13 protein-coding genes and 1 pseudogene are annotated in these 13092 nt (G+C 32.7%); 3 read left to right on the top strand and 11 right to left on the bottom strand.

Going from position 1 to position 13092, the window contains the following annotated elements; translation table 11 throughout:
* Positions 1 to 120 precede the first annotated feature (120 nt).
* The 6 genes from A2J09_RS10400 to A2J09_RS10425 all read right to left on the bottom strand — a co-directional run bounded on the left by A2J09_RS10400 (position 121) and on the right by A2J09_RS10425 (position 5575).
* On the bottom strand, positions 121 to 2457 hold the full coding sequence (locus tag A2J09_RS10400; RefSeq protein WP_012295112.1) for an ATP-binding protein: 2337 nt from the start codon (positions 2455 to 2457) through the stop codon (positions 121 to 123).
* The gene (gene comX, locus A2J09_RS10405) at positions 2448 to 2606 is read right to left on the bottom strand and encodes a competence pheromone ComX (protein ID WP_031417376.1); all 159 of its coding nucleotides are present in this window, start codon (positions 2604 to 2606) and stop codon (positions 2448 to 2450) included. The genes A2J09_RS10400 and comX overlap by 10 nt, the downstream gene beginning before the upstream one ends.
* Before the next feature lie 261 nt (positions 2607 to 2867).
* Entirely contained in the window at positions 2868 to 3242 is a 375-nt protein-coding gene (locus A2J09_RS10410) for an SMI1/KNR4 family protein (protein WP_012295114.1), read from the bottom strand.
* A 26-nt stretch (positions 3243 to 3268) separates the two neighbouring features.
* Positions 3269 to 4216, bottom strand: a complete 948-nt coding sequence (locus A2J09_RS10415; protein WP_012295115.1) for an ADP-ribosylglycohydrolase family protein — start codon at positions 4214 to 4216, stop codon at positions 3269 to 3271.
* Positions 4217 to 4769: 553 nt separating this feature from the next.
* Positions 4770 to 4976 (bottom strand): hypothetical protein, encoded by a 207-nt coding sequence (locus A2J09_RS10420; RefSeq protein ID WP_012295117.1) that lies wholly within the window; start codon positions 4974 to 4976, stop codon positions 4770 to 4772.
* A 155-nt stretch (positions 4977 to 5131) separates the two neighbouring features.
* A complete protein-coding gene (locus A2J09_RS10425; protein ID WP_012295118.1) occupies positions 5132 to 5575 on the bottom strand; it encodes an SMI1/KNR4 family protein in 444 nt (147 codons plus the stop codon).
* Positions 5576 to 6812: 1237 nt separating this feature from the next.
* On the opposite strand from A2J09_RS10425, the gene A2J09_RS10430 reads away from it, so the two are divergent.
* From A2J09_RS10430 to A2J09_RS10440, 3 genes are all read left to right on the top strand, one after another.
* Complete coding sequence (locus A2J09_RS10430; protein WP_139015341.1) at positions 6813 to 7148, top strand: hypothetical protein; 336 nt, start codon at positions 6813 to 6815, stop codon at positions 7146 to 7148.
* Between the two features lie 170 nt (positions 7149 to 7318).
* Positions 7319 to 7762 carry a C39 family peptidase gene (locus tag A2J09_RS10435; RefSeq protein WP_012295121.1) on the top strand — a complete coding sequence of 148 codons (444 nt, stop codon included), beginning with the start codon at positions 7319 to 7321 and terminating at the stop codon, positions 7760 to 7762.
* 275 nt (positions 7763 to 8037) lie between these two features.
* Positions 8038 to 8373, top strand: a complete 336-nt coding sequence (locus tag A2J09_RS10440; RefSeq protein WP_036162084.1) for a histidine kinase — start codon at positions 8038 to 8040, stop codon at positions 8371 to 8373.
* A gap of 123 nt (positions 8374 to 8496) precedes the next feature.
* Here the strand turns inward: A2J09_RS10440 and A2J09_RS24230 are convergent.
* The 5 genes and pseudogenes from A2J09_RS24230 to A2J09_RS24235 form a co-directional block, all read right to left on the bottom strand.
* A pseudogene (locus A2J09_RS24230) lies at positions 8497 to 8703 on the bottom strand (transposase); the annotation flags it as partial.
* A 253-nt stretch (positions 8704 to 8956) separates the two neighbouring features.
* Positions 8957 to 9316 carry an Imm3 family immunity protein gene (locus A2J09_RS10445; protein ID WP_036162085.1) on the bottom strand — a complete coding sequence of 120 codons (360 nt, stop codon included), beginning with the start codon at positions 9314 to 9316 and terminating at the stop codon, positions 8957 to 8959.
* 13 nt (positions 9317 to 9329) lie between these two features.
* Positions 9330 to 9716, bottom strand: a complete 387-nt coding sequence (locus tag A2J09_RS24670; RefSeq protein ID WP_063389787.1) for a deaminase domain-containing protein — start codon at positions 9714 to 9716, stop codon at positions 9330 to 9332.
* Between the two features lie 630 nt (positions 9717 to 10346).
* Positions 10347 to 10535, bottom strand: a complete 189-nt coding sequence (locus A2J09_RS10460) for a hypothetical protein (protein ID WP_036162094.1) — start codon at positions 10533 to 10535, stop codon at positions 10347 to 10349.
* A 76-nt stretch (positions 10536 to 10611) separates the two neighbouring features.
* A complete protein-coding gene (locus tag A2J09_RS24235; protein WP_012295125.1) occupies positions 10612 to 11949 on the bottom strand; it encodes a deaminase domain-containing protein in 1338 nt (445 codons plus the stop codon).
* Positions 11950 to 13092: the final 1143 nt, after the last annotated feature.

Below are 13092 nucleotides of genomic sequence, written 5' to 3' on the forward strand. Positions count from 1 at the left end.
CAATATTTTGATATTAGTTTATACTCAAAAAACAAAAGCCTTCTAATCCACATTCATAAAAAAACATGAAGAGATTAAAAGGTGAAAATTGTATTGGATATATGCCTTCTGTTCATCTACTTATCCTCGAATCATATAAGTAGGGCGGTTCAGCGTACTATACGCATAAGGATACGGCTGTTGAGTTTCACTTACGCATATACGAATCATCATCCCTTCTCCTACCTTACTGTTTAATGTGAATTTCCCATTAAAAGCCTGAACCCTCTCTTGCATACCTTGAATGCCCATTGATTCGGCCAGCATAATGTCATCTAAATTACACCCTACCCCATCATCACTATACAAAACTTCAAAGCCTTCTTCCGTGCTTAGTAAATAGATGGTAACGGTATTGGCATAGGAATGTTTTAACGCATTGTTTAATAATTCTTGAAACAGTCGATAAATCATTAAATTTAAACGCTCATCCTCTAAGTAAAGTCGATCTATAGTATATAACAATACAAAATTAGCCCGTTTTTGAATTTTTTGAATCAGCTTCTCAAGTGCAGCATTTAAGCCCAATGTATCTAACAAAGGGGGCTTTAAATTTTCACAGTATCCTCGTAAATCATTCAGAGAGGTAATCATATGCTCGTGGAGCTTCCTCAGTTTAATGGGTATATTTTCTGAATCCTTCATGTGCATCAGGACATCCATTTCTCTGGCAATATGAAGCTGCTCCTGTAATATCGTATCATGAAGCTCTTGGGCTAACTGATACTTCTCCTCCTCAAAACGGAGCCAAAGTAATTTATTGAGCCAGGGCAGCTGACGATTATCTGCCTCTTTCATATGCTTTAACTGATCTAAGAGGTCCTCGACCATTTTAGTATTTTCAATAAAGTTATTTAAATATAACAGCAACAATTCCAGCCATAGCAATTCCTCATCCTTCAGATAAATAGATTTATTATGATCCACCACAAGGATTCTTTTATAATTTGCATCTTGATGAATAAAGGCTATATAGAAATGATCTGTCTTTTTAATATCCCCTAAAACTAATCGCTCAAGTAAAACCTCATCAATTTGATGTTGATTGTATTCCTTGGATTTGTTCGTTAATGTAACTTGGTGTGTTTGAAAATCATACGTGAGAACATAAACGCTCTCCATCTCAAGCTGGAGCACAACTTCCTGGACAAACTTCTCCAATAAATCCTCGATCTTCACAACTCTGCCTATACTATCGACGGTCGTATATAAGCGATGGATATAGTCACCTTTCGTAGAAAACAAAATCTTTCGCTTACGATAATCAACCCGCTCCTTAATGTAAAACAACGCCATTAAGGAAAGAAACGTAAAAAAGAATAGCTCCGTCATACGTGTAATCGATAAATCCGTCAATAAATACAAACCACCCAAAAGCCAAATGGTAAAAGCAAATGAGAAATTAAAGTAATAGCGTATTCTCGATATAAAGTACTCCATATCAAATATACGTTCTGTAAGTTGTGTGAACAAGAAGCTTAAAGGAATGAGCATGAGAAATAAAGAACATATATAAGCTTCTAATAATTGTTTATGAAATAGTATTTCAGGTAGTGCATAAAGAAATAAAAACGGCAAAAATGGAATGATAATACTACTTAACAATATTTTTAACTGGGGCGTTTTATATTTGATGTATCCTAGTATTATTATTCCTAGAATCACCAGCAATAAAAAGAAAAAAAGGCTTAAAATAATGAACGAATTTTCAAAATGAGTAGAGGGATACAGATTGCTAAAGACACTTAATACCACACCTGCAATGGGAATCGTATAAAACAAATTAATTTTTTTAGTAAACAACCATTTTAAATCCATAAACTCAAAATATATTTTTAAAAAGTGTAATAGTATAACTAAACAAAGTAGCATACTGCTTCGATTGATTATTATTCCTAAAAGATTTAACCTAGCAGATGCTCCACTACTAACATAAGCTAAGGAAACCGTTAAGATAAAAAGAATCAATAAATTTAAGAGAATTGTATTTTTTTGTTTATAATACAAATATAAAGTGATAAATAACGTAAGAAGGAAATAACAAAAAGGAACTATTAAAACATAAAAAAATTGTTCAGGTATATCATATAACTTAATATTTAGGTTTATAACAGCCCCATTATCTTTCATTATTGTCAATTCTCTAGCGGCACGAATTACAGGTTCGTACTTTAAATCACGGAGACTATCAATCTGTTTTCCATCAACTTCTAAAATAATATCGCCTTTTTTTATTTTATGTTTTTCAGCCCATTCTTTATAATATGGCTCTATTAAAATCCATTGTCCATTCTCGTTTTGAACATCCATACTTAAAATAGGCTTGCTGTATGTAACATTTAGTAAATAAAGCCCAATTACCAAATATGTACTTACAGCAAACCAAAACCATTTTTTATAATTAAAATTTAATACCAAATTGTACTTTCTAAACATACATCTTCATCAAACGAATCCAAAATTGCCTTTTGTTCCAGTTCTGTTACACCAACAAGAGAAGCTTTCTTTTCTTTTAACAATGTTACCAACGACGGATTTTGCTCTAAATATTGAACCATGTTAATCATAAAATCGCTCCATTTCATTAGTTTTTTATAGTTACTATTATTATCCAATAAAACCTCTACACAAAGGAATTATTAACCATATTTGTAACTATAAATTGATTATACCATCATTCACCTACAATTCAACATAATTTTCTAAAAAATACAATAATATAATAGAATATGTAATGAATTTGCTTAGTTCTCCATAGTTTGACATAGAAAAAGCTTGCTCCTAATGCTAGGAACAAGCTTCTTCATTTTATACTTTTTCAATCCGTATTAACCTTCTTGTAGCCACCTGTTTAATTGGGAAGAGACCAATATAGCATGCTGCGGGTTCATATCGCCAACATCCACAACAAAAACCTGACAAGCTTCTTTCTCTAACGCCATTAAAAAGACCATTCCGCCACCATCATCCCCTATGGCAACATAGCCTTTTGCATATTCACTCACTTCCCAAGTCTCATTTCTTTCCATTATTTCCTCGGTACCATATATTAAAACACCATTCGTAAGTGCAAAACCATTGGCCTCTTTCAGAACATTTTTATATTCTTGTGGAAGATGAATAGCCATCGTCTGTTCTATTAGCAGAATATCATGCTCACTTGCTGGAGGATTGCCAGTAACAATATTATGTAAAGGAGACATTTTGTCACCTCCTCTTTGAAGATTCTTCAATTCTTTACCAAACAAAACTCATAAAAAGCTTCGATTAAATCATCAATCTCTTGTTTTTTTACAATTGCGTTCAACCAATCAGCTGGAATTCCCTCCATATGATAGCACATACCCGCTAAAGCACCCGTTATTGCCGCTATAGTATCCGTATCTTCTCCTAAATTGACTGCCTTTAAAATAGCTTCTTTGAAGGTAGCTGCATGACCAACACTCCATATGGCTGCCTCAAGTGAGTGGACAATATAACCGCTAGAATAAATTTCATCTTCAGAGATACGTAAAAAGTTCTCATCAAAGATTCTACTGTAGGCATTTAACTCTGTATGCAATTCACGCTGTAAATTATTTAGCAGCAAGTTATATACCTCATTTAATGCAAGCTCCAGTGAATTATTTCGATATAAACTTAATAATAACTCAATATAAATGATAGACCCTACTATTGAACGTGGATGACCATGCGTGATCATGGTATATTCCTGGACCAACGCTTTTCTTTTGTTAAAATCACCTTCATTCATCAATACAAACACTAAAGGTGCAATCCTCATCAGCGTTCCGTTGCCATTATCAAACTCGCCCGTTTTTCCACATTGCTCAGGCACAACTCCCTTTTTATAGCTTGACACAGCTTCAGCAGTCGTGATGCCAATATCAAACATTTCCCCAAAAGGTGTCAAATAGCCTTGCTCCATATATCGTACAAACTTATCCATTAAGCTTCCTGTATCGCCTTTTTCAATCATGTTCTCGACTAAACATAGCGTTAAAGAAGTATCATCTGACCATGTTCCTGGTGGTTGATTGTAAGTTCCATACCCTATCACATCTTCTACACGGAAAGTCCCCCGCTTCTTAAACTCGACAGGTACGCCCATCAAATCACCAACTATCCCACCATATAAAGTGGCAAACAATCGTTCTTTCATCTTTGCATCTACCATAGGATTACATGTCCCCCTTCTCTACCTAACATACTATAAAGTAGACTATAATTGCAGATGCGAATTTCCCCCATCTTCTGTCCTAACTTGATAGTAATGCCTCCGTTCTTGATATCTTTTCTTCAATTCTTCCCAATCTATGACTATCGCCGCAAAATAATATCCATTCTATTTCGGCAGATGTTTAATTAGGTCTTTAAGCAAATACTTGCTCTATTACCTTATACACTACTTCTATTCGACTTAATTCATGTGCTAAATAAATTCCTTTATTCCTTTCTAACTCTAGTCTTTTGTCATAATTCTACAGTAACTACTCCTTTTACGCTGGTCGCTTCTACCAAAATATCGTATTGGTATCAATGTGTGTCATATTCCTCCATGCGTCTGTCGGTATCACCACTAAATTTTCTAAGCCTGTTTGTATATCATACGCTACATCACAGCTTACAAATTCTACTCGGCTTGCTTGTATTCCTATCATATCTATTATTTCTCTGAAATGTGAGTAATTCTTTGGCCTTGTCTCAATCCTTAGGGTATATAAGTGACCTTATGTTTCTCTAAAGTTTTTAAAATACATATGAATGTATACGTCGTCACTTTTCCGCATGTGTAGCTCATAGCTATATGTTCCACTATAAATCTTCATTTTCACTTGATATTTCTGCACTCCGACCATATAAACACGTAAAAATGCTGAATCTGGTACATCCTTATAATCTATAATGAACTTATCTATCGAAACCTCTATTTCCATTGCCTGTTCTTCCCCTTGTATGCTAATACTTGTATAAAATTTAACACTTAGTACACTAATTAAATAAGCGAGCTTTTCAATTTACGTATTTAAATATGAAAAAGCACTTGTCGCCTGTTATAGACAATCAAGTGCTTTAAGTTTATATATTTCTATCAATGGTATAGGGAAATTAAAAAATCTAATAGAGTATCACTGACCTTATTAAAATCATCTAATTCTACACTTTCATCATAACAATATACCTCTGGATTGTCCCCATCATTTAGATTAAAAAACCAGAACATATATCCTTGGTTCATCATAAATATAAACTGATTATCTGTGAGTATTTTTATGGAGTTATTTTCCTCCAAAAGCTCAATAGCCCACTCTTTTAAATCAAAAATATACTTCATGGAATAATCCGTACCAACTAAAAATTTAATTCCATCACCAGCTTTATTCATAAAATCCAAATAAGTTTTAGGAAGTGTTCGAGTTGGAGATAATTTTACTAATTTTAATATATCATCCTTACTGCAGGGTTTCATTGGATAAGAGTCGTTCTCTAAGGATGCCAAGAAATCCTCTATATTACTACTTTTATTAAAGCTCATACTAAATCTCCTCCATATTCTACTCATCTAATATTTGTACTCTCGTAATATTAATGTTTGGAAAATCCTTTGAAATTGACCAATAATATCATTACAACTTTGACAAATCGCCTTGTGAGAAATGACCTCAATATTATTATGATAGCAGTGTACTTTTCCCTAAGATGCTCAATTATTTTCTGCTCTATAAACATGAGGCTTTTATCGAAGTGTGGAAAAGAGAATGAGAGGGTATTTTCTGAGAGATTGATTGAGGAAAATAAAAAATGTATTATACTATTTTCAATGTAAGAAGATATAAGGTGTGAACATCATGCTCTCTAATACAATTTTAGTTTTGTGAATAATTCATAAATTAATCTAAATGATTACCTCCCTCCAAATTACTATATTTCCTATTAAAACACTAGGTTTACTCTTTCTATTTCTCCTGTAGTTGAATTTTTCCACACTTCAAATTTTAATCTATTTGATGTGCCTTGTATTACCTATTGCCCACCTCTGTTAAATATTCAGTACCGTTATCCATTGCCTCTTGACCATATTTATACATTTGTTCATCAGTAAACACATTTCATCGTAGCTGTCTTTTTATGAGTTGCTGCTTTGAATTTATTTGTAAATACGCCACGTTCTTGTTTTGCTATCTTATAGTTCACATCGTTTACACCAGGAATAGAAGGATGTGGCTCCTTTTTCTCTACATTATAGCGTTTCTTGAATTGCATCTAATGCTTTAACAATCGATGGCTATTTATATGTTCACTAGCAATATTATTATTAACTAACTCTCCATTTTCATCGTAAATCCACATTGGTCCTTGAAAGTAAAGTTTCATGGCGCTTATTCTTGCCGTTATTACATTAGTATTAAAATAGCACTCCTTGATATATTTTTTACTTGTAGTAATGAGGTTGGAAAATTAACACTATTAATTTTCACTAGTATCCCTCCTATTTCTGTCGCTTTAATCGATAAATTGCATCTGATTGAAGCGTTATTTTGCACTCCAAATACGTCTTTTCTAATAATTCAAGTACTTCAAGCTATGAGTTGTATTTTAAATTTAAGTCTATTTTAGTTGGAATGGAGATTATGATTGAAGAAAGAAGAGAACGTAAATACAATAAACGCTTAATTTACTTTTAATGTAAAAAAAGTAATATTAAGATTATAACTATTAAATTCGATTTTAGTTAAGGTTTTAAAAAAAATCTATAAGGTGTAGGGCTCAAAATGTTTCATAATTCCAAGAGGTATATGGGAATATTTTTTGTTGTACTATTATTTTCAATTTTAACAGTATCTACTGCAAATGCTGAAGAAAATAAGGATACCAATGTTGAAGAACAAAATCAGTCAGTAGTTTCGTCTGAATCGAATATTGTATTGAATGATTATATGAAAATCGGATATTTTTTAGAGGTGTCGGACTTCAATATTACGTCGGAAAGAGAAGTTTTTGATATTAATGGAATAAACATAGCAAAATATTATGGTATAGAAAGTTTAAGTGGTCAAGATATTTCGCTATTATTTCCAATTCAAAAGAAAATTCAACCGTTCTTTTAGGTGGAGAAGGTAATAGAGATGTCTTTAAATTAGGGGATGACAATTACTACTATTTTGGTGGTTTTAGTATAGTTAGTCCTGATGATACAAATCAAATTATAGACTATATTAAATCGGAAGATGAATATCTATCCACAGATGAAATTATACATGATTTAGACATTCAATTAATGAATCCTAAAGCTTCTACGGGTGATGGATACGGTTCGAAATTATTGTCATCTCCTAAATTTTCTCAATATGATAAAGATGTTAAATCAAGTTACCAAACTTCTGCATGTGGTCCAACTACTATAGCCGTTATTTTACAATACTGGCATGATTCAAAAGGTAAATCAAAATTACAAGTTTGGAACAGTGGATATTCAACTAAAGGGGCATTTATTAATAGCATGTATGCTAATCATGGAGGCACTTTCTATAGTATGAGTGTAAATGGGATGCGTTCAGGTCTAGAAAATGAAGTGATTGCAAGAGGATATGCAGCTACAACAAGTAGTTTTAATAATTTTTTCTCATATAAGACTGAAATAGATAATAATAGACCTGTTGCAGTAAAGTTTGATAAATGGTTTTCTAAATGGGAGCCTAATGCAAGTTATGAATATGATTAACACTGGACACCTGGACTTGGATATATCTACGCTTCAACAAGTACAATGTTAAGAGTTCAATCGTTAGGTACTAATAGTACTGTAACTGATATAAACTATAACGTTCACTCTGGAATTATAACAATGGTAAGTTTTTCAATTCATAATTAATTGTATTATTATAAAATTTCTTTATTGTTAAATTGGTAGGTAAAGACACTAAAATCGAATTTTTATAGTTTGACAAATTGTAATTATTAATAAATATAGTCTTGATATGGCGGAAGGAGAGGAAAATGAAAAAAAAGATAATTATCTTTAATCTATTATTTTGTATAGTAGTTATTTTTGGTAGTTACAATTATTTTAATTCTAAATCTCGAAACGCTATAGTATACAGCTATGTGGAAAACTATATGGAAACTAACTATGGCATTGGTAGAGAAGATTTAAAATCTGAAGAAAACAATTACCGAAGAGGAATGGCGTTGTTTGAAATAGAAGTTAAAGATGTAGTAACTAAAAATTATTACTTTTTTGAAGTGAAAATTAGAGATGACTATTCATTAATTTCTATAAAAGATCTTTCTGAGCTTAATCGTAAAAATTATCATAAAAATCAAGCTGATTAAAGCTAGATGACGGTGCAAAAAGTGTATATTTCAAATTTTTAAATATACACACGAAAAAGAGGCTGGGACATAACTAGCTTCAATAAATGATAAATCCTAATTTGAATGAATTCAAATTAGGGTTTATCTATTTTTTATGTTGTCTCCATACCTACTGGCTGTGACCTTTCTTAAATTCACGGCCAGTAATGCGAGGCCCATTTCTTTTTCTACCCTTGATTTTCCTCGTACAGAAAATCGAGTGAACCCAAATTAGCCTTCAAGAATCCAAAAGCTGGTTCCACGTCAATTTTGCTGACGATAAATGGTACTCGTTTTTTCTTCTGAAATAAATTCCAAACAAAAGTAGCCGAAGTAAAGGATTCGGCGATGGCTTGTTTTTCCCAATTGTTCCCGTATCCGTTAGGTGTTACAGTACTTACTACGGCTTTGCCTGCTACTTTTGCACCGGGTATTCCTAGAAAGTAGATATTAGAGGAACTTAATATTCGTCATGACACTCAAATAAAAACATGGACACGTTGGTATAAGAAGGCACCGCATTGTTTATTACCTCAACTAATTCTAATTTTTCCTTACTATACTATAAATTTTTATTAACATCCTTAGATTTCTTTTTAAATCTTTCGATGTCTAATAAAATTTGTTTTGTATTTTCAGAACCTACTTCCTCTTTAGTAGGTATTGATTCGAGTTCATTTATCATACTCATTAACTCAGCTTTAATATCTTCACAAAGATAATTTCTTTCAATACTCAAAAGTGCAATTCTTAAATATATAACTAATTTCTCAACCTTACTTTTCACTATCCCCCTATAGTATTCTTCAAGAAGTTTTTCAGTTACTGGTGAAATAGATAAACCTTCATTTAAAAATTCATCAAAATCTTCTATGACATATTGATTAAGCTCTTCATAACTACTCAACTTGATTTTATACATTCCCTTCTAATCTTTAAATTCTTCCGAGTATACATTTAATTTGAAACTGCAAAATTATATCTGTACAACTTCCACAAGCAGGTAACTCCGTAAATAAATCAATTGTTCCCTTTACAGTCCTATCATCGCCTAATTGCCTTGATATATCTTCAAGGATTTTACGTTCAGTATCATGAGCTCTTAAGAACACATTTGGCGCATATGTTTCTCCTGTATGGTTAACTGACTTAGCTGGAAATTTACCTTCACCAATGACATATGAAAAACCACCTTCATATTCTTTATGAATTCTACTATGCGCTTTAAATTCTGACTTAAGTCCAGAAATATTAACATCTGCTACTGCAACGTTACCATATTTCTTATATTTTGATGGTAAATTATCACGGATAGCCTGGATCCTTTCTTGATATTTATCTACTTTTTGCGCATATGAAAGATTACCCGTCCCCTTATTCGCTTCATCAGGCTTGTTATTCGAGCCATTTTGTGATGGTTGGGTCTAGATGGTTTCGGACTTGAAGTTGTTGTGTTTCTTCCAATGTTCCAACTCCAATTGCTGAGGTGATCGTAGCTGCTGACGCAGTTGCTTTTTGACTTTTTCTTTTACACTGCCTAAGAGACCTTTATTCGCATTTTACTGATGCTCTTAAATGGTAATTTTTTAAATTTACGTATTTAAACATGCAAAAAAAGCACTTGTCGCCTGTTATAGACAATCAAGTGCTTTAAGTTTATAAATTTTCTAAGTTTATTAACGGCACTGGGTAGCCCCTACAAAATTTGATCGTAGCAACCACCTATTCAGCACTAAAATTAATCAACTTTCAATCTTAAGATGTAGTCTACTCCTGCTTTAGTAGAATCGCATGTGTTCCTGATTTTATATTCATCTTTATTATCAATTAACTTTTTACAAATTTGAGTGTCTTGTAACAGCTTTTCGATATCCTTTTTATCTATATGTTCTTCAAATTTAATGTTTTCCAGATAACTATCCAGTTTAGAATATATAAAATCAGCAATTTCTTTATATTTCAAACTCTCTAATAGAAACAATATATAATGTTTTAGTAAATAAACTAACATTTACTCTTCCCCAATCTTCTTCTAAAATTTTCGCTGAAACCTGCGCAACATTTAATCCCTCTTCTTCAATATATTCCTCAAAGTCCAACATTATAGAATTTTTTATTCTTTCATAGCTTGTTATGCTCATATTATCAGTCCTTATCTCATATTTTCGGAATAAACATTAAGCTCAATATTGGGGAACTTACGTCTAAATTCCATAATTAAATTTGTACAACTTTGACAGGCAATTCTGTATATAAATCTATTTTACCAGGAACATTAGGATCTTTTATCTGAGAAGAAATATCTTCAAGTATTTTAGCCTCAGTATCATTAAGACGAGGAAATCTATCTTCAACATAGGTTTTAAACGACTTTGTTTCTTTTGAAAAAGTAAAATCTCCTAAGTTACTACCCATGCTATCAGAGGAATGGATTTGACTATGCGCTTGAAATTCCTTTTTAACACCAGGAATGGTTACTTCTGCTACAGCAACGTTTCCATAAGTTAATTTATCTAATTTTCTATCAAGCTTGTTTTTCTGTGTTTTTGAGAGATTTTTGTAATCATCGGAATTTCTTATTTTTTCTATTTCTCTGTTAATATCGCTTCTAACATTTTGAGTTTTATCATATAAACTATCTATTGTCCGATTAGGTAAACTATTTTCAACAGTCCCCTTACTACTCGAACTGCTGCTATTAGTCTTACCACTTGTTACTCCAGTCGGTTTTGTACTAGATACCCCTTTAACTCCCAACACTGACGTGGCTACGCCAAAACTATCTAACCAATGCTCTTTCGATAGTGGGTCTTTCGGGTTCACCGAACCTTTTACCATGTCCGTCAAGCCTGATGTTGCATAATTTAAAAAATCAGATGGTGAATTGAACATCTTATCTTTTCTACTTTTTGCACCCGACCAAATGCCATCTACTGCACCTAGTGTAAGATAATTTGCAAAATCATATGGGGAGTTAAGTGCTTTATCTTTTCTAGTATCTAAACCGTCTTTGAAATCTTTACCAATTTCCTTGAAGCTATTGAATGACTTAACAACTGGATTTTTGATTTCCTTCGCAACCGTTTTGGCAGTTGATTTCGTTTTAATGGCTATTTCCTTCGTTGTTTGTTTAACTTCTTTTACGATTTGTTTTGTTTGCTGGTAGACCTCTTTTGTTTTCGCTGCAGTTTGTTTATAAACTTCCTTGGTTTTACTTACAGTTTGTTTATAAGCTTTTTTAGTTGCTAATACAGCACTTTTTACTACTTTTTTAAATTGCTTCGCTATTTTACTTTTACTTACTTTATTATAGAGCTTACGGGCCTTGGTAAAGAATTTCCCCCACTTTTTCTTTTTCTTTTTCTTCTTGCGTTTTTTCTTTTTCTTCTTTTTACTCGATTTCTTTTGTTTTTTCTTAGTGGAGCTTTTCTTTTTGGAGGATTTCTTGGAGCTCTTCCCTTTCGATCCTCCGCTCTTTCCTTTTTTCTTGCCACTTGGGGAGCCTACTTTTGGAATCATCCCCAGTAAGCTTCCTGCTAATCCTAATAGACCCATTAGGCATCACCCCCACCAACAGGGATCATCCCCATCATGTCTAAGGCGGAATCGAGGTCTGCTTCTTCTTCCTGTGAAGCGACTGACACAGGGGCTTTGATGGACCCTTCCATCGTGACCGCCTGTCCCTGGATATCCGTAATGCCGTCAAACACTATACTACTGGAGCCGCAGGTGAATCGCATGGATTCGGCTGCACTCATGGACACTCGCTTCCCTGCGAAGGTGATCGTGTCATTCGCTTTGACTAGCAGGGAGGGCTTACTATGCACGGTAATGCCGCTAAACTGGCTATCCGCTATTTACCTAAAACCACTATCTACCATTATAAACCTTTTTTCACTTTATATTTCTTCACTCCAACATATAATTGTATGCCTGTACTTGTATAAAATTTAACACTTAGTACACTAATTAAATAATCGTATTCTTTTCAATTTACGTATTTAAACATGCAAAAAAGCACTTGTCGCCTATTAAGACAAGTGCTTTAAGTTTATTAATTTTCTAAGTTTATTAATATTTGCAAGTTTTATAAGTTATTTTGATATTGACAATATGATATCTTTTTTTACTACATGGCAAGTGTAACGTTTAAACCCTTTAGCTTGTTTAATCTCGTGTGTTTCTTGCTTATGGCATCCCATGAGTAATCCTTTTAAGTAAAATGTCATCTCGCCTATTCGCGCCATTAGTAATTTAAAAAGCATCTCTTGATGGTTCTGCCTTCATGAAATCTCAATTCTCAAACAATTATTGTTCATTTGGTCTACTCTTTAATCTTTATTTTATTTATTGTACCTTTATCTAGTTACATTTCAAAGCCAATTACAATCCATTCATCTACATAACTCCAAAAACTGATATTATATTTGGGCTTTAATTTTGCAGACCAAAAGTAGCATTGTTATCAATACAAAGATATCTAAAACTTCTTTTTCTTCGTATGGTGCTTTTGTCCATGCGTGAGAAATCTACAAATTAGCTAATACTTTGGTTAGCCCTTGACCACTTTTTCAGCTAAAAATGCCCATAGTTTGCTTTTTCTCTTGTTCTTTTAAGTTCTTCTTTCTCTAACCTTAGAATCAAGTAAAATAACTAACTAAATCTCACACTCTCTAATTTTAAAAATTTTTCAAACCT

The organism is Lysinibacillus sphaericus, assembly GCF_001629735.1.
GTDB lineage: Bacteria > Bacillota > Bacilli > Bacillales_A > Planococcaceae > Lysinibacillus > Lysinibacillus pinottii.

What these genes read in the sequence shown, in the direction of transcription:
- A2J09_RS10460 (WP_036162094.1), bottom strand. Translation starts at nt 10,535, where the DNA reads ATGAGCATAACAAGCTATGAAAGAATAAAAAATTCTATAATGTTGGAC.
- A2J09_RS10410 (WP_012295114.1), bottom strand. Translation starts at nt 3,242, where the DNA reads ATGTCTCCTTTACATAATATTGTTACTGGCAATCCTCCAGCAAGTGAG.
- A2J09_RS10445 (WP_036162085.1), bottom strand. Translation starts at nt 9,316, where the DNA reads ATGTATAAAATCAAGTTGAGTAGTTATGAAGAGCTTAATCAATATGTC.
- A2J09_RS10435 (WP_012295121.1), top strand. Translation starts at nt 7,319, where the DNA reads ATGAATCCTAAAGCTTCTACGGGTGATGGATACGGTTCGAAATTATTG.
- A2J09_RS10430 (WP_139015341.1), top strand. Translation starts at nt 6,813, where the DNA reads ATGTTTCATAATTCCAAGAGGTATATGGGAATATTTTTTGTTGTACTA.
- comX (WP_031417376.1), bottom strand. Translation starts at nt 2,606, where the DNA reads ATGATTAACATGGTTCAATATTTAGAGCAAAATCCGTCGTTGGTAACA.
- A2J09_RS10425 (WP_012295118.1), bottom strand. Translation starts at nt 5,575, where the DNA reads ATGAGCTTTAATAAAAGTAGTAATATAGAGGATTTCTTGGCATCCTTA.
- A2J09_RS10440 (WP_036162084.1), top strand. Translation starts at nt 8,038, where the DNA reads ATGAAAAAAAAGATAATTATCTTTAATCTATTATTTTGTATAGTAGTT.
- A2J09_RS10415 (WP_012295115.1), bottom strand. Translation starts at nt 4,216, where the DNA reads ATGGTAGATGCAAAGATGAAAGAACGATTGTTTGCCACTTTATATGGT.
- A2J09_RS24235 (WP_012295125.1), bottom strand. Translation starts at nt 11,949, where the DNA reads ATGGGTCTATTAGGATTAGCAGGAAGCTTACTGGGGATGATTCCAAAA.
- A2J09_RS10420 (WP_012295117.1), bottom strand. Translation starts at nt 4,976, where the DNA reads ATGGAAATAGAGGTTTCGATAGATAAGTTCATTATAGATTATAAGGAT.